Here is a 19,428-nt window from a genome sequence, read left to right as displayed (position 1 = left end):
TACGCGCCCACGCGCAACGCATAACTGGCTCACGCCATTACAGGTCTATGCCGCCACTCTGGCGAGTGCTCATCAACCCGATACGTCACTTCATTAACAGCCGTTGCACTTCACTCTTGAAACCGCCCCTTTATTTCTATTGACATGTCTTCGGCAAATTTCAAGTCCTTCTCGGTGGCGTGCGGTAGGATTTTGAAAGTACAGTCCGCGGCTCTTGAAACAGCATTTGCTGCTGCAAGTGCTTGTTCTGGCGTTGCAGCATCCACTTGTTTCTGGAAGGCACGTGCTTCCTGTTCCGCCGTTTTCTTCATCATCGCAGTCGCCGAATAGTGCCTTGCAATGAACCTGTCTACGTCGTCCCTGATTCCGTTTGCATCGGCATCGATTCCTTTCAATCCCGGTGTGAGATCTTCGTTATCGACCTGAGGCGCGTCATCAACAACGGCGGCAGGCGAGTTGCCTTTTGCAGCAGGAGCTGCATTGCTCCCACCTTCACCGGAGCAGGCAGTAACCAACAGAAAAAGGTACGCTATAAGAAAAAGTCGGTCGTTTTTCATGGATTGACTTTCAATATCCAAAGAAATAAGGATGTGATGAGAATTGGATGTCGAGCACGGTTACCTGAATCGGTTTTTATTTGTGCGACCAGACAGGGAAGAGAAACGTCACGCCGGAGTACCGCTGCCGAAAAACGGACTTGTTTCTAAAGGGTTGACCGAAAAGGAATCGTATTGCACGAATCGTTTTTGCGAAGCTGGCAAGGTTTACAGTGGATAAAGCTCGATTCAAGGAGAAATTTTTCCCGTCTGCTCACGAAGCGTTGCTTTCCTGATTCCCAAAGTGAGTTATCACTTGCTTTCTATTGCCCGAATCGTAGGACGATAAAACAGGATGCAAAGCGAACGGGGACTAAGATTTGCACTTTCTGTCGATGCCAGATGGCGTGCTTTTTGAATTCGCAAGCGAATAGAGAATCAATAAGCCTGCGGGCTTATTGATTTCGCGTCATGGCACTAATCTCAATAATTCTCGTGACTGGCCCGTGGAATGAGGCATGGCGATATCCATGGAGACATGAAATAAAGACACTATGTTTTTGAGAATTATTCAATTCTTCGTTTTTTGAAGCCAGTTTCACGCGGACATGTCATTTGGAAATCATGCAATACATGCCACTTCTGGTGCCGATATCACTGGTCGATTTTTCAGCCGGGACGCGATCAGCCGGATTTTTTTGTTTGCTGCTCGTTTGCCGCCTTGATGGATTGTCCAACTTGCGAAATGAGCTTTGTATATGGCAGTGTCGTTGGCGCGCTTTACTGTGAATATGACGGAAGGCGGCGTATCCAGCATTTGCACACCGGATTCGCCGCTTTGCAGCGTTAAAGCCTAATAAAGAGGCTGTCAGGCATTGGCTTGCGGGGTTGAGCTCTGCATCATGGCGCCGGGCTGTGGAGGTGGGATCCAGTCGGTGCAAGCCGATAGCGAAAACGCGATTGCAGTCAATAATGCGAGACGTGCTTTCATTTGATTCCTTTCATTAAGGGAGAAGGGATTTTCAGATTGACGCGACTCCTGATTGCTGGCTTGCCGGATATCCCACACGATGTGAAACCCCGGAAACGATGTAGCCAGCAATCAGGGCTGCATGAGTAGCCATCTTTTCATCTCGGTTCCCGTCTTTTCCCATTTTGTCTGCACCCATCTGCGCTCAGGTCCACATGCAGCGCACCGGACTTCACGCAAGTCCGCATGCGGCGACCCGCTTACAATAAACGCAACAAATCCCTTTCCCGAGGTTGTCCGATGCCCAAAGCCTTCGAGTCCATCCCGCAGTTGCTGTCCACCGCGCGAACGATTGCCGTGGTCGGCCTGTCCATCAAGCCGGAACGCGCCAGCCATGAAGTAGCGCATTACCTGCAGCAGCATGGCCACCGCATCATCCCCGTCAATCCGACCTATGCCGGGCAGTCCATCCTCGGCGAGCACTGCTATGCGACGCTGACGCAGGCGACCCGGGAGCATGGCGTGATCGACGTGGTGCAGTGCTTTCGCAAGTCCGAGGAGATCGTGCCGGTTGCCGAGGAAGCGGTGGCCATCGGCGCGCGCTGCCTGTGGATGCAGCTTGGCGTGGTCAACGAGGCGGCGGCGCAGCTGGCGCGCAAGGCCGGCATGATGGTGGTGATGGACCGCTGCATGAAAATCGAGCACATGGCGCTGACATCCGGCGCGGCGGGACGGTGATGAAGACGCAACAGCAGTTCCGCCTGCCCAAAAAGTTCAAGGTGCGCGACGAGGACGCGGCAGCCAAGCCTTTGTCTTCCGGCGACAAGGCGGTGGACAAGGGCGCCGTGGAGATCCTGGCGCAGGAAATCGCCGAGATGCAGGACATCTTCTACGCTGAGCATGGCCGCAAGCTGATGGTGATCCTGCAGGGCATGGATACGGCCGGCAAGGATGGCACGATACGCGGCGTGTTCGACGCCACCGATCCGCTGGGCATACGCACCATCGCCTTCAAGGCGCCGAGCACGGTGGAAAAGGAGCACGACTTCCTGTGGCGCATCCACCGCGAAGCGCCCGGGCAGGGTGAAATCGTGATCTTCAACCGCAGTCATTACGAGGATGTGCTGGTGCCGCGGGTGCATGGCTGGATCGATGAAAAGACCTGCAGGCAGCGTTATGCGCATATCCGCGACTTCGAGCGCATGCTGGCCGAAACCGGCACCGTGATCGTCAAGTTCTTCCTGCATATTTCGAAGGATGAGCAGAAGGCCAGGCTGCAGGCGCGGCTGGACGATCCGCAGAAGCACTGGAAATTCGATCCGCAGGACCTGGAAGAGCGCAAGTTCTGGACCGATTACCAGGCCGCCTATACCGAACTGCTGGCCGAGACCGACGCCGACCATGCGCCCTGGTATGTGATTCCCTCGGATTCCAAGACCCACCGCAACCTGGCGGTGGCGGCGATTTTCAAGGAAACGCTGGAAGGAATGAAGCTGGCCTATCCCGAGCCGCATGCCGACTACAGCAAGCTAAAGGTGGAATAAGGGCCGGACATGCGACGCTGGCTGCCGGAACTGGTGGCGCTGCCCCTGCTGCCGCTCCTCGCTGCACAGGGCCGTGGCGTACGCCGGCGCACGCCACGATTGCCGCCCGCGGTCGGCGCGGATAACGGCCTTTGCGGCGACACGCTTGCCGGCGCGCCGCTGCGCCTGCTGGCGGTTGGCGAATCGCCGGTCGCCGGTGTCGGCGTCGATCATCACGAGCAGGCAATCACCGCGGCGCTGGCGCGCGAACTGGCGGGCAAACTGCGCAGGCCGGTGCAATGGCGCGCCTGCGGCTTGAACGGCGTGACGGTGGGCCAGGCGCGGCAGGCATTGCTGCCGCTGGTGCCTGCGCAGCGGATCGATGTGCTGCTGGTGGCATTCGGCGTCAATGACAGCACCGCGTTTCGCTCAAGCGCCCGCTGGCTGGGCGACCTGTCGCTGCTGCTGGCCAGCCTGCGCGAGAAATGCGATCCGGCCGTCGTGCTACTGGCCGGCGTGCCGCCGCTGGCACGGTTTCCGGCCTTGCCGCAGCCATTGCGCTGGGTATTGGGCCTGAAGGCGGCGCAACTGGACCAAGCGGCTGCCGGCATGGCTGACGTGCGCCATGTGCCGATGCAGAGCCATGCCGATCTGGCCGGCATGATGGCGATCGACAATTATCACCCTTCGGCGCTGGGCTGCGCCGCATGGGCACGCGAACTGGCGCAGGCGGTCGAACTGGATCTGTCGTTACTGCAAAGGCGGACGAACGGCTAAGCCTGCAGCTTCACGCATGCTTTACCACATGCCCACCCCGCACCGCCGGCGTGGCGGCCAGCCAGCTTTCCAGTGCTGCCGCCGCCCCGGGCGGCAGCAGATGGCCCGGCCGTGAACGGCGCCGCAGGATGTCCTCGGCGGTTTGCGCCCACTCGTGGCGGATCAGGTAATGCAGTTCGGCTTCGAACAGTCCCGGCAATACTTCATGGCCCAGGTCATGCATGCCGGCGCAACCTGCCAGCAGCCTGTCGACCCGGCTGCCATAGCCGTGGACATATCGCTCAATCAGTTCCGGCGGCGCCCAGGCAAACGCCTGTTTCTTCATGCGCAGATAGTCGCCAAAGCCGAGCACGCCTTGCGCGGTGGGCGCCATGCCGAAAAGATCGCCTCCCGGCAGGCAGGCCTGGGCGGTCCAGGCGCCGCCGCTCTGGCCCAGCAGCGGCGCCAGCTGGTCCACCGCTTCTTCCGCCACGCGCCGGAAACTCTCGGCGTCGCCGCCGAGCACCGACAGCAGCGGCGGTCCATCCCGGTCCAGCCGCAGCGCATAGGGGTGCGGCAGTTCATGCGCGGCGCCGTCGCCGTGGACGGCCAGACGCAGGCCGGCGCTCGCCTTCACCACGTCAGCGGCGCTGGTGCGGGCGGTGAAGTGGCGGTTGAGCAGGCTGCACAGGCGATCGATGTCGGCATCGCTTACCTGCGGCGCACCCGGTTCGCCGCCATGCGGCAAGCCGTCCCCGATGACCAGTGTGGCGTCGTTCTCGCATGGCAGCACCAGCACGCTGCGGCCTTCGGCATCCCGCAGCAGGTAGCTGCACGGATGCCCCAGCTTCTTGCGCACCACCAGGCGGATGCATTTGACCAGCGGAAGCGGCAGGTCGATATTGCTGGCCGAGCGCAGGAAGCGGGTTGCCCACTGCCCGGTGGCATTGACCATGGCGCGCGCGCGGACCAGGGTGCCGGCGCCGCCGGGGCCGCGCAGCGTCGCCTGCCAGCCTCCGCCGCCGCGCTGCGCGGCGTCGCAGACGGTGCGGGTCAGGATCGTGGCGCCGGCCTCGGCGGCGTCCATTGCATTGAGCACCGCCAGGCGCGGGCCATCGACCCTGCAGCCGGATACCAGTTCTCCCTGGCTGAACTGGGGCTTCAGCGGCAGGCCGGCCACATGATGCAGCAGGTCCAGGTGACGCGAAGCCGGCAGCAGCTGGCGTGGCGCCAGCCGGTCGGCCAGCATCCGGCTGGCGCGCTCCCGCCATGGCTGCTGGCCGTCGTCGCGCGGCACCGCAAGACGCAGCGGCGTGACAGCATGCGGCGCAATGCGCATCAGGTTTTCCCGTTCGGCCAGCGCCTTTCTGAGCGTGGATAATGCCTGCCTCTTCAGCGAGGGCACGGCGGGGTGCAGCGGGCCGCAGGCGGAAGCTGCCGCGTGGGCGCCGAGGTCGTCGCGTTCACACAGCACCACCGACATGCCGCGCCCGGCAGCGTCGCGGGCAATCGCCGTGCCGTTCAGGCCGCCGCCGACCACCAGCAGGTCGCAATCTATCGTCGAGTTCATGAGCATCCTTTGCTTGTCCGAAATGAACAGGCTCCGGACAAGGCTACTTTCTGTCGTGCAAGGCAAAGTAGCGCATAGCGGTAAAAGATGTTTCAACTCGTATCAAAAAGACATCAACTTTGATACAAACGGGGTCAAATCCGGACCCGGCGCCATCGTGGCGCGCAACCGCTGTGCATGGCGCGGCCGCGGGCTGTGTCTTTGGGCGATAATACCGGCTTCCCGAAATAGCCCTCCACGCCGATGTCCACTACCTTTGCCGCCCTCAAGAACGACACTTTCCTGCGCGCCCTGCTGCGCCAGCCAACTGACTACACCCCGCTGTGGCTGATGCGTCAGGCGGGGCGTTACCTGCCGGAGTATCGCGCCACCCGCGCCCGTGCCGGTTCCTTTCTTGGTCTGGCAAAGAATCCGGCCTATGCAACGGAAGTCACGCTGCAGCCCCTGGACCGTTACCCGCTGGACGCCGCCATCCTGTTTTCCGACATCCTGACCGTGCCGGACGCGATGGGCCTGGGCCTGTATTTCGCCGATGGAGAGGGGCCTAAGTTCGAACGGCCGTTACGGGACGAAGCGGCGGTGCAGGCGCTGCGCGCCCCTGACCTGAACGAGTTGCGCTATGTGTTCGACGCCGTTACCCAGATCCGCACCGAATTGCAGGGCAGGGTGCCGCTGATCGGTTTTTCGGGCAGCCCGTGGACCCTGGCCTGCTATATGGTCGAAGGCGGCGGCTCGGACGATTTCCGGCGCGTCAAGACCATGCTGTACGACCGCCCGGACCTGATGCACCACATCCTGCGCACCAATGCCGCCGCCGTGGCTGCCTATCTGAATGCGCAGATCGATGCCGGCGCCCAGGCGGTGATGATCTTCGACACCTGGGGCGGCGCATTGGCCGACGGCGTCTATCAGGAGTTTTCCCTTGCCTATATGCGCGAGGTGGTAAGCCAGTTGCAGACCGAGAAGGACGGCGTGCGCATTCCCAGCATTGTGTTCACCAAGGGCGGCGGCTTGTGGCTGGAGCAGATTGCCGACATCGGCGCGGACGCGGTCGGCCTGGACTGGACCGTGAACCTGGGATCGGCACGGGCAAGGGTAGGGCACAAGGTGGCGCTGCAGGGCAATCTCGATCCGTCGGTGCTGTTCGCCAAGCCGGAACAGATCGAGGCGGAAGTGGCCAAGCTGCTGGCTTCCTATGGCGCCCCGGCAGAGGGACATGGCCATGTGTTCAACCTGGGACACGGGATTTCCCAGTTCACGCCGCCAGAGGCCGTGACTGCGATGGTTGATGCAGTGCACCGTATCAGCCGGGCACAGCGGACGCAGCAATAAAACAGCGCTGGCGCGCAGGCAAGAATTGTTAAAAACATTTTTTTGCCTGCACTTATGCGACTTATGCACAAAATCATTCACCTTCCATTTCTCGCCGGCGCCTTAGAAGTTGAATGAGCAAGCGCAGGTTTCAATTGGCAAGCCATTGATTTCCAATGGATTTTCTAAAGAATGGCTGTTTTTATCCACAGGATTGACTAACGCCTTCATGGCTGCTTCTGCAAGTTGCGCACATTTGTGCACAAAGTTATCCACAGCCTGCGCACTACCTGAATCTCCTTTGTAAACCGGGGCTTATGCGTGTTTGTTAATACCGTGTTTCGTTGAGAGCAGGAAACATGACAAAATCTCCGACGGCCTGCGTTTCTTGTGCTTGGGCAATTCTTTTTCATGCGGCATGGTGTTGTTGTTCACCGATTTAACAGTGAGAATTTCATCGTTGGAACAAGCGACGACGAAATTGGAAAAAGCTGCGCCAACGCAAGAGAATGGCTTGATCAACGCACAAAAAATAACGATGGGAAAGCCCACTTATTCACAAAAACCGTATCGTGCAGCGCAAAAAGAAAATATTTTTTGTCGCGTTTACGCAAATCCTAAGTGATTGATTTTGTTGGGGTCTTTTTTTTGTTCAGTTCGATGCGGCGCCCGGAAAGCCGCATGGGATCTAGCTTTTGGCGTGTCAAGAGGGTTTTGTTCACAAAGTTATCCACAGGCGCAGTGCATCGTTGAAAAACTGCTTAGTAAACCGTGAGTTAGCTCATTTTTTCAGGATTGGTCTCAGGTGGCTCGTTTCAGGATACTCAAAGTAGCGCTCGATACCCCTCTTGACTTCCTCTTCGACTATGGCTGGACGGTGGAAGAGGCGATGCCGGAGCCCCTGCCAGGCCAGTTCGCCCTGGTGCCCTTCGGCCGGCGCGAGGTGATGGGGCTGATCGTCGATATTGCCGACAGCACCGAACTGCCGCCGGAAAAGCTCAAGGCGGCCCTGGCCGTACGCAGCCAGCTTGCACCGCTGTCGGCGCAATGGATGGATCTGTGCCGCTTTGCGGCGGCGTATTACCAGCGCCCCCTGGGCGAAGTGGCGGTGCCTGGCGTACCCAAGAACCTGCGCGCGGAAAACCCGGTGTCGCTGAACCGGGCGCTGAAGAAACTCGCGCAGCACGCGCCGGTGCCCGATGCGACGCCGGCTGGCGTGCCGGCCCTGAATGCGTCCCAGCGCGAGGCGGCCGACAGCATTGCAGAGGCCAGCGGTTTTGCGCCTGCACTGCTGTATGGCGTCACCGGCAGCGGCAAGACCGAGGTGTATTTGCAGGCCGCGGCCCGTATCCTGGCCCGCGAGCCGGATGCCCAGGTGCTGATCCTGATTCCCGAGATCAACCTGACGCCCCAGCTGGAATCCAATATCCGGGCGCGTTTCCCGGGCCTGGTGGTGGCAACGCTGCACAGCGGCCTGGCGGAGGGCGAGCGCATGCTCAACTGGCTGACGGCGCATCTGGGCCGGGCCAGCATCGTGCTCGGCACGCGGCTTGCGGTGCTGGCGTCGCTGCCGCTACTCAAGCTCATCATCATCGACGAGGAGCATGATCCTTCCTACAAGCAGCAGGAAGGCCTGCGCTATTCGGCGCGCGACCTGGCGGTGTGGCGCGCCCGCCAGCTCGGCATCCCGGTGGTGCTGGGCTCGGCCACGCCGTCGCTGGAGAGCTGGCACCATGCCCAGTCCGGCCGCTACCGCCGGCTGGAATTGCGCGAACGGGCGGTGCAGGATGCGGTGCTGCCGGCGATACGCCTGATCGACATGGAGCGCGACAAGCCGGCCGAAGGGCTGACGTCCACGCTGGTGTCGGCCGTGAAGCGGCGCCTGGAGCGCGGCGAGCAGTCGCTGCTGTTCCTGAACCGGCGCGGCTATGCGCCGGTGCTCAATTGCGATGCCTGCGGCTGGGTCAGCAATTGCATCCGCTGCACCGCCTTCATGGTGCTGCACCGGCCGGAGCATCGGCTGCGCTGCCACCACTGCAGCCTGGAGCTGCGCATACCGCGTTCCTGTCCGACCTGCGGCAATGTCGACCTGCAGCCGCTGGGGCGCGGCACCCAGCGGGTGGAGGAAAACCTGCAGCTGGTGTTCCCGACTGCCCGCATCCTGCGCATCGACGCCGACTCCACCCGCCGCAAGGGCAGCGCCCAGGCCGCATTCGACAGCGTGCACAACGGCGAGGTCGATATCCTGGTCGGCACCCAGATGGTGGCCAAGGGCCATGACTTCAAAAACCTGACGCTGGTGGGCATCCTGAACCCGGACACGGCGCTGTTCTCGCATGACTACCGGGCCAGCGAGCGGCTGTTTGCGCAGTTGATGCAGGTGTCGGGGCGCGCCGGCCGCGCCGCGCAGAAGGAAGGCGGCAGCGCCAGCGAAGTGCTGATCCAGACCCGTTATCCGCAGCATCCGCTGTATGCGGCGCTGATGGCGCATGACTATGACCGCTTCGCCGACACGCTGCTGGAAGAACGGCAGATGGCCGGCCTGCCGCCTTTCCTGTTCCAGGCGCTGTTGCGGGCCGAAGCGAGGGAGCTGGAGATCGCGCTGGAGTTCCTGCAGCAGGCGGCGACCTGCGTCGAGCATCCGGGCATCGTGATCAACGATCCGATACCGATGACCATGACCCGGGTGGCCAATGTCGACCGGGCTCAGCTGCTGTTGGAGTCGGCCTCGCGGCCGGCGCTGCAGGCGTTTCTGAAGGTGTGGATGGAAGCCCTGCGGGAGATAAAGACGCGGGCCAGATGGTCGCTGGAAGTCGATCCGGTGGATATCTGAACGGGACGGCGAGCCAGGGGGCCGGCGTGGCCCGCTCCCGTGGCATGCGCTGACGGCGTAGGGCGCAATACCCCGAAGGGGCATTGCACCAGACCGTCGATCAAGGTAAAGCCCGAACGATGATGCCTCCCGTTCCGCCGGCGCATGGTGCAATGCCCTTCGGGTATTGCACCCTACTGAACGGAGAGCTCTTTCAACGGCAATCTGACTTGGCGGGTCTGGAAATGCGCTAGCGGTTGATGTCCGGACCCGTGCCCGGGGCCGGTCCGGGGCCTTCCGCATGCGGCCGGTCGGCCGTGCGGGTTTGCTGGTCGATGAAGCGCGGCGGCGCGACCGGGTCGAAATCCTGCCAGTCGCCGGCGACGATATTGCCTTCGCCGATTTCCAGGTCGGCCGCGCCCAGCGCGCGCAGGGCGTCCGCCGCCCGGTCCTGGGCGCCGGCGGCTTCCACCGCCACCAGCATGCCTGCCTGGCGCACCGGAATGCGGTTTTCGTCGGCGTCGCTGCCGTCATCCTTGGTGGCGCCCATCGCGCCGACCAGCTGGCCCACGTGGCCGCCAACGAAGGCGCCGGTGATGGCGCCGATCGGTCCGGTCAGGGGCGCGGTGACTGCGCCCACCGCCGCGCCGATCGCGCCGCCGGCGGCCATGCCGGCGGCATTGCCGCGGCCGGTGCCTTCGGCGCCCGGCGACTGGTCGCGGTCGCCGCCGATCGGCGTCTGGTCATGCTGGCCGGCCGAACTGACATAGAACACGCTGATGCGGTCGGCCGGGAATCCGGCGCGCGCCAGTTCGGCTGCGGCGCGCTGCGCATCGTCCTGTAATTCGAACCTGCCTGCGATAATCGTTGTCATAATGCCTCTCCTTAGGCTGAGTGCTGGGTGATGTCGCTCAGTCAAGTCAGAGCAAGGCAGCGGGCAATAAGTTCTGCCCCAAAGTATGCGCAAACCCGAATCCGGTGCGCCGTATATCATTGGCAACCCATGAGCAACCCCGGCGCCCTGCGCCGTCCACCCAGAAAAACCATGCAGAAAACAGCACGGAAACTGCGCATCGTCCTGCTCGCGGCCAGCCTGATGGCAGCCAGCGCCCTTGCCGCCGACCTGAAGATCGGCCTGGCGGCCGACGTCTCCTCGCTCGACCCGCATTACCTGAACATCGCGCCCAACATCAGCCTGTCCAGCCACCTGTTCGACACGCTGGTGCTGGTCGACGCCAACGGCAAGCTGATCGCCGGCCTGGCCACGTCCTGGCGCGCGGTGGACGACACCACCTGGGAATTCAAGCTGCGGCGCGGCGTGAAATTCCATGACGGCAGCGAGATGACGGCCGACGATGTGCTGTTCTCGCTGGACCGGCCGGCCACGCTGACCGCCAGCCCGGGGCCGTTCACCAGCTATACCCGCCAGATCGTGGCCAAGAAGGCGCTCGATCCCTACACCGTGCAGCTGAAGACCGCCACGCCCTATGGACCGCTGCCGCTGGACATGAGCTCCATCTTCATCGTCTCGAAGAAGGCGGCGCAGAATGCCGGCACCGAAGACTTCAATAGCGGCCGCGCGCTGGTCGGCACCGGCCCGTTCAGGTTCGTCAGCTTCGCCCGGGGCGATCGGGTGGAACTGGCCCGCAACGACCAGTACTGGGGCACGAAGCCGGCCTGGGACAAGGTCACCTTCCGCATCATCAGCGCCAGCGCGCCGCGGCTGGCGGCGCTCCTGGCCGGCGACGTCGACCTGATCGAGACCGTGCCTACCGCCGACCTGGCCAAGCTGAAGAGCAACCCGAAATTCACGCTGGAGCAGAAAACCTCGTGGCGCACCATCTTCTGGCATCTCGACCAGCAGCAGCATGCCTCGCCCTTCGTCACCGACCGCGCCGGCAAGCCGCTGGAGAAGAACCCGCTGGCCGACGTGCGGGTGCGCCAGGCGATCTCCAAGGCGATCGACCGCCGGGCAATGGCGGCGCGCACCATGGAAGGCCTGGCGGTGCCGGCGTCGAACATCGTCGCGCCCGGCATCTTCGGCTACAACGCCGCGCTGCCGGTCGAAACCTACGACCCGGAAGGCGCGAAGAAGCTGCTGGCCGAGGCCGGCTATCCGCAGGGCTTCGGCCTGACGCTGCACGGCCCCAACAACCGCTACATCAACGACGAGCGGGTGGTGCAGACGGTGGCCCAGTTCCTGACCCGCATCGGCATCCAGGCCAAGGTGCAGACGCTGCCGCTGTCGGTGTATTTCAGCAAGGCGCGCGCCGGCGAATTCAGCATGGCGCTTTTGGGCTGGGGCACGCTGGCCGGCGACTTCGGCCTGCGCACCCTGGTCGGCACCCGCAATCCCGACACCGGCTGGGGCACCTGGAACTGGGGCCACTACAGCAATCCCAAGGTGGATGAACTGGTGCGCTCGGCGCTGTCCTCGGTCGACGAGAGCAAGCGCGAGGCCTTCGCAAAGGACGCCGCGGCGCTGGCGCTGGGCGAGAAGGCCGTGATCCCGCTGCATCACCAGTACGCAAGCTGGGCCATGCGGCGAGGCCTGGTTTATCCGGGCCGGGTCGATGAATTCACCTTCGCCCACCAGGTCCGGCCGCTGTAACCGATGCTGATTTTCCTGATCCGCCGCCTGCTGCAGAGCGTGCTGGTGCTGCTGGTGATGTCGCTGCTGGTGTTCGCCGGCGTCTATGCCATCGGCAACCCGGTCGATATCCTGATCAGCCCCGACGCCAACCAGGCCGAGCGCGCCCGCATCATCGCCGCCTTTGGCCTCGACCAGCCGCTGTGGCGGCAATACCTGCTGTTCCTGCAGAACGCCGCCGCCGGCAACCTCGGCCGCTCGTTCGCCTTTTCCACGCCGGCGCTGGCGCTGATCCTGGAACGCTTCCCGGCCACGATGGAGCTGGCGGTGGCGGCCATGCTGCTGTCGGTGGGGCTGGGCATACCGCTGGGCCTGTTGGCCGGCCTCAAGCCCAACAGCCTGGCCGGCAAGACCATCATGACGGTCTCGGTGCTGGGCTTTTCCCTGCCGACCTTCTGGGTCGGGCTGATGCTGATCATGGTGTTCGCGGTGAAGCTCGGCTGGCTGCCTTCCAGCGGCCGCGGCGAAACGGTCGATGTGCTTGGCGTGCCGCTGAGCTTCCTGACCCGGGATGGCCTGCGGCACCTGCTGCTGCCGGCGCTGAACCTGGCGCTGTTCAACATCGCGCTGGTGATCCGCCTGACCCGCGCCGGCGCGCAGGAGGCGCTGCAGCAGGACTATGTGCGCTTCGCCCGCGCCAAGGGCCTGTCCAATGGCCGCATCATCGGCGTGCATGTGCTGAAGAACATCCTGATCCCGATCGTCACCGTGCTGGCCCTGCAGTTCGGCTCGCTGATCGCGTTCGCCATCGTCACCGAGACCGTGTTCGCCTGGCCCGGCATGGGCAAGCTGATCATCGATTCGATCCGCGTGCTGGACCGGCCGGTGATCGTGGCCTACCTGATGCTGATCGTGACGCTGTTCATCGTCATCAACCTGGTGGTGGACGTGCTGTACTCGGTGCTCGATCCGCGCGTGCGGCTGGGAGATAGCCGATGACGACCCGCATGGCGCGCCAGCCCGACACGCCGCTGGTGCGATTCGCCCGCGCCTATTTCGCCAGCCGCATCGCCGCCGCGGCCAGCGCGGTGCTGCTGCTGCTGATCCTGGCCGCGCTGTGCGCGCCGCTGCTGGCGCCGCAGAACCCCTACGACCTGATGGCGCTGGACATCATGGATTCACGCCTCGCGCCCGGCACCCGCTCCGGCGACGGCCGCATGCATTACCTGATGGGCACCGACGAGCAGGGCCGCGACATGCTGTCGGCCATCCTGTATGGCCTGCGCATCTCGATCGCCGTGGGCTTCGCCAGCACCGCGGTGGCGCTGGTGATCGGCCTGGCGCTGGGCCTTCTGGCCGGTTACGCCGGCGGCCGCGTCGACAGCCTGATCATGCGGGTGGCCGACATCCAGCTGTCCTTTCCGCCCATCCTGATCGCGCTGGTGCTCCTGGCCGTGTCCGGTCCCGGCGTGGGCAAGATCATCGTCGCGCTGATCGCGGTGCAATGGGCCTACTACGCCCGCACCGCGCGCAGCGCCGCCCTGGTCGAGCGCGGCAAGGAATACATGGAAGCCGCGGCCGGCCTCGGGCTGTCGCCGGCGCGCATCGTGCTGCGCCACCTGCTGCCGAACTGCCTGCCGCCGCTGATCGTGATCGCCGCCCTGCAGGTGGCTTCCGCGATTTCGCTGGAAGCCACGCTGTCCTTCCTCGGCCTGGGCCTGCCCGTCACCGAGCCCTCGCTGGGCCTCCTGATTTCCAACGGCTTCCAGTACCTGCTCTCGGGCACCTACTGGATCAGCTTCTATCCCGGCCTCGCGCTGCTGCTGACGGTGGCGGCCATCAACCTGGTGGCGGACCAGTTGCGCGACGTGCTCAATCCGCGGCTGCAGGGAGTATGACGATGGAAGAACCCGTGCTGGCAGTGGAACACCTGCGCACCGAATTCGCCACCGCGGCCGGCGTGGTCAGGGCAGTCGACGACGTGTCCTTCACGGTGGCGCGCGGCCAGATCATGGGCCTGGTCGGCGAATCCGGCTCCGGCAAGTCGATGACGGGCTATTCCATCATGGCCCTGGTCGATCCGCCCGGCCGCGTGATGGCCGACAGCATCCGTCTCAACGGCCGCGAACTGGCCGGGCTGCCGGCGCAGGAGATGCGCAAGCTGCGCGGCGAGCGCATCGCGATGATCTTCCAGGACCCGATGATGACCCTGAATCCGGTGCTGCGCATCGATACCCAGATGATGGAAGCGGTGCTGGCGCATCATCCCGTGGGCAAGAAGCGGGCGCGCGAAATGGCGCGCGACGGCCTGGCGCGGGTCGGCATCGCCGCGCCCGACGAGCGGCTGCTGGCCTATCCGCACCAGTTTTCCGGCGGCATGCGGCAGCGGGTGGCGATCGCGATCGCGCTCTTGAACAAGCCCGACCTGATCATCTGCGACGAGCCCACCACCGCGCTCGACGTCACCACCCAGAACCAGATCCTGTATGAAATGCAGACCCTGTGCCGCGAGTCCGGCAGCGCGCTGGTCTGGATCACCCACGACCTGGCGGTGGTGGCCGGCCTGGCCGATACCGTGGCCGTGATGTATGCCGGCCAGCTGGTGGAGCAGGGCACGGTGCGCGAGGTGCTGGAGACGTCGCGCCATCCCTATACGCGGGCCCTGATTGCCTCCGCGCCGTCGCGCAATCCGCGCGGCCGGCCGCTGGCCCAGATCAACGGCATGGCGCCGTCGCCGCTGACGGCGCCGTCCGGCTGCCGCTTCCGCGACCGCTGCCCGCGCGCCACCGAAGTCTGCGCCACGCCGCCGCCGCTGTATGAAGAAGGCAGCCATGGCTGGCGCTGCTTTCACCCGGTGTTCGAGGAGCAGGGACGATGACGCCGTCCGTTCATGCCGCGCCGCTTCTGGAATTGCGCGAGGTCAGCAAGCGCTTCGAGCGCGCGCCCGACCTGGCCGAGCGCCTTGCCCGCCTGCTGGGCGCGCCGGCGCGGGGCCATGTGACGCAGGCGGTCGACCGGGTCAGCCTGTCGGTGGCGCCGGGCGAGGTGCTGGGGCTGGTCGGCGAGTCCGGCTCCGGCAAGTCCACGCTGGGACGCATCGCCGCCGGCCTGCACGCGCCCTCCGCCGGCTCGCGCTGGTGGAAGGGCGCCGACATGGATGCGATGAACGCCGCCGACAGGCGGCGCGCCCGGCTGGCGATCCAGATGATCTTCCAGGACCCTTACGCCTCGCTCAATCCGCGCATGCGGGTGGTGGACATCATCGGCGAGGCGCCGGTGGCGCACGGCCTGGTCGAACGGCAGCTGCAGCGCGAGCACGTGGGCGCCCTGATGCGCCAGGTCGGGCTGGATGCGACCCTGATGCAGCGCTTCCCGCACCAGTTCTCGGGCGGGCAGCGGGCCCGCATCGGCATTGCGCGGGCGCTGGCGGTGCGGCCGGAAATGCTGATCTGCGACGAGGCGGTGGCGGCGCTGGACGTGTCGATCCAGGCCCAGGTGCTGAACCTGTTCATGCGGCTGCGCCAGGAACTGCGGCTCACATCGATCTTCATCAGCCACGACCTGACCGTGGTGCGCCATGTGGCCGACCGGGTCGCCATCATGCTGCGCGGGCGCATCGTCGAACTCGGGCCGACCGAGGCGGTGTATGGCAACCCGCGCCATCCCTACACCCAGGCGCTGCTGGCGGCGGCGCCGAAAATGGAAGTCGGCAAGATCACCTATGTGCCAGCGCTGGAGCCGGCGCGGTTTGACCAGGCCGACACCGTGTTGCGGGAAGTGGAACCCGGGCACTACTGCGCCGGTCTGCCCTGAATGGCGCCGGGCGCGCCGGCTTTCCCGACGCTGCAATGGCCCGGCGGCACGGTGTGCCGGCGATAAACCGCTTGCCTGCCGCCGCAACAGAGTAGACTACGCCCCTTGTTTTTCCACCGCATCAAAGAAATCCGTGAGTTCCGCCATGTCCGACACCTCCTTCCCGCTGTTTGCCGATCTGAATCTGGGCGAACCCCTGCTGCGCGTACTCAATGAACTCGGCTATGAGTCGCCGTCGCCGATCCAGGCCGCCACCATTCCGCTCCTGATGTCCAACCGCGACGTGCTGGGCCAGGCCCAGACCGGCACCGGCAAGACCGCCGCCTTTGCCCTGCCCATCCTCGGCCGCCTCGATGTGCGCCAGAGCGCGCCGCAGGCGCTGGTGCTGGCGCCGACGCGGGAACTGGCGATCCAGGTCGCCGAGGCCTTCCAGCGCTATGCGACCTATATTCCGGGCTTTCATGTGATGCCGATCTACGGCGGCCAGGCGTATGGTCCACAGCTGTCGGCGCTGCGCCGCGGCGTGCATGTGGTGGTGGGAACGCCGGGCCGGGTGATCGACCACCTGGAAAAAGGCTCGCTCGACCTGTCGCAGTTGAAGACCCTGGTGCTGGACGAAGCCGACGAAATGCTGCGCATGGGCTTCATCGACGATGTCGAGACCATCCTGCAGAAAACGCCGCAGACGCGCCAGACCGCGCTGTTCTCGGCCACCATGCCGTCGGCCATCCGGCGCATCGCCCAGACCTACCTGCGCGACCCGGCCGAAGTCACCATCGCCGCCAAGACCGGCACCGCGGAAAACATCCGCCAGCGCTACTGGCTGGTCAGCGGCATGCAGAAGCTCGACGCGCTGACCCGCATCCTGGAAGCCGAAACCTTCGACGGCATGATCATCTTCGCCCGCACCAAGCTGGGCACCGAGGAACTGGCCGGCAAGCTGGCCGCCCGCGGCTTCTCGGCCGCCGCCATCAACGGCGACATCAACCAGCAGCAGCGCGAGCGCACCATCCAGATGCTGAAGGACGGCAAGATCGACATCCTGGTCGCCACCGACGTCGCCGCCCGCGGCCTGGACGTGGAGCGCATCAGCCATGTGGTCAACTATGACGTGCCCCATGACCCGGAAAGCTATACCCACCGCATCGGCCGCACCGGCCGCGCCGGGCGCAGCGGCGAAGCGATCCTGTTCATCACGCCGCGCGAGAAGGGCCTGCTGCGGGTGATCGAGCGCGCCACGCGCCAGCCGGTGTCGCCGCTGACGCTGCCGACGGTGGAGGCGGTCAACGATGTGCGCATCGCCCGCTTCAAGGACCAGATCGCCGAGGCGCTGGCCAGTGACGGCCTGGACATCTACCGCGACCTGATCGAGCAGTACGAGAGCGAGAAGAATGTGCCGGCGATCGAGATCGCCGCCGCGCTGGCCAAGATGGCGCGCGGCGATGTGCCGCTGCTGCTGGAAAAGCCGCGGCGCGAGCCGGCGGCCGAGCGGCCGGAACGTGCCGAGCGCCCCGAGCGATTCGAGCGCCCCGAGCGATTCGGACGCGACGAGCGCGAAGCGCCGCCGCGCAGGGAACGCACCGAACGCAGCGAGCGGCCGGCCGAGGCCGGCATGGCGCGCTACCGGATCGAGGTCGGGCATATGCATGGCGTCAAGCCCGGCAATATCGTCGGCGCGATCGCCAACGAGGCCGGCATGGATGCGAAGAACATCGGCCGCATCGATATCGAGGACGACCACAGCCTGCTCGACCTGCCCGACGGCCTGCCGGCCGACCTGATCAACAAGTTGAAGGGCGTGCGCATTTCCGGCCGCCAGCTTCACATCAGCCGCGTCGGCGAGCAGGTGGAAAAGACCTTCGCCCCGGCGCCCGCGCCGCGCCCGGCCGGCCGCGAGGCTGCTCCGGCGCCCCGTGCCGAGCGTGCTCCAGCCGAGCGTGCGCCGCGTGAACCAGCGGAAGAACGCGCACCGCGCGAGCGGCCGGTGCGCGATGCAGGAGCCGAGCGCATGACCGAGCGCGCGCCGAAAAAAGAACGCAAGGGCGACATCGGCATGGAGCGTTATCGCATCGAGGTCGGCAGCAGCCATGGCGTCAAGCCGGCCAACATCGTCGGCGCGATCGCCAATGAAGCCGGACTGGAAGCGAAGTACATCGGCCACATCGACATCTTCGACGACCACAGCGTGGTGGACCTGCCCGAAGGCATGCCCAAGGAACTGCTGCATCACTTGAAGACGGTATGGGTGGCGGGCCAGCAGCTTCGCATCTCCCATGCCGACGGCCCGCCGGCCGCGCCCAAGGCGCCCGGCAAGCGCCCGCCTCTGACCGTGCCCAAGCGCGGCGCGGAACGCCGCGTGGACGAGAAGAAGACCCACCGCAAGGGCAGCAAGCCGAAGTAATCCTTGTCCGCCCGGCGCGTGCGCGCCGCGCAACCTGCCTCATACCCATCCGATCCACATGATGGACCGGGATGGGTATTACCCCAGCGCGCCGTTCTCGGCCAGTTCCCTGACCATGCGGATGGTATCGATGTCGGCCTCTTCATAGGCCGAGCGGCGGAATTCGTTGTAGAACGCCTCCGCCTGGTTTTCCTCGCCCTGGTGGTCGTCATAGATGAAGCGCACGTAGAGCGCGCCCGGCTGCGGCTCCTCGATGGTCATCGTCAGGTCCGACATCGGGATGTCCTTCTGTTGCGGCACGTGGTAATGCACCTGCATCTGCGGCAGATAGCTGACGCGGTCGCGGATCACGGTTTCGCCGTAGCGCAGCTCGCGCTCCACCAGCGCAGCGGATTTTTCCAGGATGTCGCAGGCATCGAGATGCGGCACGAACATTTTCGGCTGCTCGGCCCGCAACACCAGCCCACGCCAGAGTTGCGCCCGCGACAGCGGTTCAATCAGGGGATTGAGCGGATCGTTGATTTCGACGAGATGGGAAAATTTCATGGCAGATACGCCGCATAGCGTTGCGGCGCAATGGGATCAATGGGGAAGGCGGGACTTTAACATGGTTGATAGGGAGGGTGACGGTGCGCCGCTTGCGCCGTTGCCGTTGCAGGTGCAGTTGCTTTGGAAGTGGCCGTTGCCGTTGCCGTTGTAGTTGGGGTCCCCGTCTGTGTACCGCCGTGTCGGCGATGCCCGGAGCGGGAAAAGGTGCGGCGTCTGCCTGAGCGTAGCGTAGCGTAGCGAGTTTAGCCGCGCCCCGCTCCGGGCAGCGACGGCACTGGAACCCCGCGCAGCGGGGCGGCACAGCCGGGGTCGCCTTTTTTTGGTTACTTCTTTTGGCGAAGCAAAAAAAGTGACTCGCCTGCCGGGGCGAACACCCGGCCTGGTCATGACGGCAGTGCTATCGCGTTGGGTCACCCGCGGTAAGACGTCACTGCGAAGCAGCAGTTGCTTTTGAATTTTGCCGTTTGCTAAGAGCATCTAACAAAATGGAATTTTCGTTGTCATAGCAACTCGTCGATAATTATCGTGGCGAGGCAATATGGCACGCGAACTGGTTGATGATGAATTGTGGCAAACAGTCCGACCCCTACTGCCAGT

Annotated in this window: 16 protein-coding genes; 12 read left to right on the top strand and 4 right to left on the bottom strand. The window is 64.4% G+C overall.

The window, feature by feature from the left end; all coding sequences use genetic code 11:
* Nucleotides 1-110: 110 nt before the first annotated feature.
* Nucleotides 111-557 carry a hypothetical protein gene (locus IGW04_RS23710; protein ID WP_194715573.1) on the bottom strand — a complete coding sequence of 149 codons (447 nt, stop codon included), beginning with the start codon at nucleotides 555-557 and terminating at the stop codon, nucleotides 111-113.
* Between the two features lie 1,249 nt (nucleotides 558-1,806).
* Here IGW04_RS23710 and IGW04_RS23705 point away from each other — a divergent pair.
* Genes IGW04_RS23705 through IGW04_RS23695 form a run of 3 tightly spaced genes read left to right on the top strand, consistent with a single transcriptional unit; the run spans nucleotide 1,807 to nucleotide 3,806 of the window.
* The gene (locus IGW04_RS23705) at nucleotides 1,807-2,244 is read left to right on the top strand and encodes a CoA-binding protein (RefSeq protein WP_194715572.1); all 438 of its coding nucleotides are present in this window, start codon (nucleotides 1,807-1,809) and stop codon (nucleotides 2,242-2,244) included.
* Nucleotides 2,244-3,050, top strand: a complete 807-nt coding sequence (locus tag IGW04_RS23700; protein WP_194715571.1) for a PPK2 family polyphosphate kinase — start codon at nucleotides 2,244-2,246, stop codon at nucleotides 3,048-3,050. The genes IGW04_RS23705 and IGW04_RS23700 overlap by 1 nt, the downstream gene beginning before the upstream one ends.
* A 9-nt stretch (nucleotides 3,051-3,059) precedes the next feature.
* On the top strand, nucleotides 3,060-3,806 hold the full coding sequence (locus IGW04_RS23695; protein ID WP_194715570.1) for an SGNH/GDSL hydrolase family protein: 747 nt from the start codon (nucleotides 3,060-3,062) through the stop codon (nucleotides 3,804-3,806).
* Between the two features lie 10 nt (nucleotides 3,807-3,816).
* Here the strand turns inward: IGW04_RS23695 and IGW04_RS23690 are convergent, their stop codons facing one another.
* Nucleotides 3,817-5,355 carry a glycerol-3-phosphate dehydrogenase gene (locus IGW04_RS23690; RefSeq protein ID WP_194715569.1) on the bottom strand — a complete coding sequence of 513 codons (1,539 nt, stop codon included), beginning with the start codon at nucleotides 5,353-5,355 and terminating at the stop codon, nucleotides 3,817-3,819.
* Between the two features lie 243 nt (nucleotides 5,356-5,598).
* Between IGW04_RS23690 and hemE the strand changes: the two genes are divergently transcribed.
* From hemE to IGW04_RS23675, 3 genes are all read left to right on the top strand, one after another.
* Nucleotides 5,599-6,687, top strand: a complete 1,089-nt coding sequence (gene hemE, locus IGW04_RS23685) for a uroporphyrinogen decarboxylase (RefSeq protein WP_194715568.1) — start codon at nucleotides 5,599-5,601, stop codon at nucleotides 6,685-6,687.
* A 403-nt stretch (nucleotides 6,688-7,090) separates the two neighbouring features.
* A complete protein-coding gene (locus IGW04_RS23680; protein ID WP_194715567.1) occupies nucleotides 7,091-7,291 on the top strand; it encodes a hypothetical protein in 201 nt (66 codons plus the stop codon).
* A gap of 180 nt (nucleotides 7,292-7,471) precedes the next feature.
* On the top strand, nucleotides 7,472-9,499 hold the full coding sequence (locus tag IGW04_RS23675; protein ID WP_194715566.1) for a primosomal protein N': 2,028 nt from the start codon (nucleotides 7,472-7,474) through the stop codon (nucleotides 9,497-9,499).
* A gap of 229 nt (nucleotides 9,500-9,728) precedes the next feature.
* Here the strand turns inward: IGW04_RS23675 and IGW04_RS23670 are convergent, their stop codons facing one another.
* Nucleotides 9,729-10,352, bottom strand: a complete 624-nt coding sequence (locus IGW04_RS23670; RefSeq protein ID WP_228527355.1) for a hypothetical protein — start codon at nucleotides 10,350-10,352, stop codon at nucleotides 9,729-9,731.
* A gap of 171 nt (nucleotides 10,353-10,523) precedes the next feature.
* On the opposite strand from IGW04_RS23670, the gene IGW04_RS23665 reads away from it, so the two are divergent.
* The 6 genes from IGW04_RS23665 (at nucleotide 10,524) to IGW04_RS23640 (ending at nucleotide 18,282) form a co-directional block, all read left to right on the top strand.
* Complete coding sequence (locus IGW04_RS23665; protein ID WP_228527354.1) at nucleotides 10,524-12,089, top strand: ABC transporter substrate-binding protein; 1,566 nt, start codon at nucleotides 10,524-10,526, stop codon at nucleotides 12,087-12,089.
* Nucleotides 12,090-12,092: 3 nt separating this feature from the next.
* On the top strand, nucleotides 12,093-13,067 hold the full coding sequence (locus tag IGW04_RS23660; RefSeq protein ID WP_194715564.1) for an ABC transporter permease: 975 nt from the start codon (nucleotides 12,093-12,095) through the stop codon (nucleotides 13,065-13,067).
* Nucleotides 13,064-13,966 (top strand): ABC transporter permease, encoded by a 903-nt coding sequence (locus IGW04_RS23655; protein WP_194715563.1) that lies wholly within the window; start codon nucleotides 13,064-13,066, stop codon nucleotides 13,964-13,966. The genes IGW04_RS23660 and IGW04_RS23655 overlap by 4 nt, the downstream gene beginning before the upstream one ends.
* A 2-nt stretch (nucleotides 13,967-13,968) precedes the next feature.
* On the top strand, nucleotides 13,969-14,946 hold the full coding sequence (locus IGW04_RS23650) for an ABC transporter ATP-binding protein (RefSeq protein WP_194715562.1): 978 nt from the start codon (nucleotides 13,969-13,971) through the stop codon (nucleotides 14,944-14,946).
* The gene (locus IGW04_RS23645) at nucleotides 14,943-15,881 is read left to right on the top strand and encodes an ATP-binding cassette domain-containing protein (protein ID WP_194715561.1); all 939 of its coding nucleotides are present in this window, start codon (nucleotides 14,943-14,945) and stop codon (nucleotides 15,879-15,881) included. Before IGW04_RS23650 ends, IGW04_RS23645 begins: the two co-directional genes overlap by 4 nt.
* 145 nt (nucleotides 15,882-16,026) lie before the next feature.
* The gene (locus tag IGW04_RS23640; RefSeq protein WP_194715560.1) at nucleotides 16,027-18,282 is read left to right on the top strand and encodes a DEAD/DEAH box helicase; all 2,256 of its coding nucleotides are present in this window, start codon (nucleotides 16,027-16,029) and stop codon (nucleotides 18,280-18,282) included.
* Between the two features lie 78 nt (nucleotides 18,283-18,360).
* Here the strand turns inward: IGW04_RS23640 and IGW04_RS23635 are convergent, their stop codons facing one another.
* Nucleotides 18,361-18,828 (bottom strand): SRPBCC family protein, encoded by a 468-nt coding sequence (locus tag IGW04_RS23635; protein WP_194715559.1) that lies wholly within the window; start codon nucleotides 18,826-18,828, stop codon nucleotides 18,361-18,363.
* Between the last annotated feature and the right edge of the window lie 600 nt (nucleotides 18,829-19,428).

The organism is Noviherbaspirillum soli (genome assembly GCF_015352955.1).
In the GTDB taxonomy this organism is placed as follows: domain Bacteria; phylum Pseudomonadota; class Gammaproteobacteria; order Burkholderiales; family Burkholderiaceae_D; genus Noviherbaspirillum_A; species Noviherbaspirillum_A soli.
This window is presented reverse-complemented; position numbering and strand designations above follow the sequence as displayed.